Origin of the sequence: Enterobacter sp. C6 (assembly GCF_008122455.1) — a bacterium.
Taxonomy (GTDB): Bacteria; Pseudomonadota; Gammaproteobacteria; order Enterobacterales; family Enterobacteriaceae; genus Enterobacter; species Enterobacter pseudoroggenkampii.
Genome location: NZ_QPFW01000001.1, coordinates 1 through 410, shown reverse-complemented (window position 1 = coordinate 410; position 410 = coordinate 1). Strand labels below are relative to the sequence as shown.

Genomic DNA, 410 nt, shown 5'->3' with positions numbered 1-410 from the left:
GCCGCGCTCCAGGAACCGTCTGCCAGCACGGAGGCCGCATAGGTTTTGCCATTGACGGTCACGGTGAGCGTTGTACCTGCCGCCAGCCCGTCGCTGGAGCCGGAGACGATCAGGTTTTGAGTATGTTCGATGCTGTTGATCACATCGTCGCCCGCCACGGTATCAATGCGCAGACCCGGCAGGCTGGCGTCGATAACGATTTCGCGCTCGCCCGCGCCGGTGTTGCCGTGGCCGTTGGTGACGGTCGCCGATACGGTCAAATCCCCGTTGCCCAGCGCCGTCAGGACGGATTCCGGCACGCTCACGGACCAGGTCAGATCGTTCTGCACCGTTGCGGTGTAGCTGTTGCCGCCAATGGTGACGGTGACGGTATTGCCCGCTTCGGCATTCGCCACGGTGCCGCTGATGGT

The 410-nt window shown here is 63.7% G+C and carries 1 protein-coding gene; it reads right to left on the bottom strand.

Annotated elements, in window-relative coordinates:
• Positions 1 to 410, bottom strand: a 410-nt coding sequence (locus DOU50_RS00005; RefSeq protein WP_148768434.1) for an Ig-like domain-containing protein, incomplete at both ends; no start/stop codon positions are given.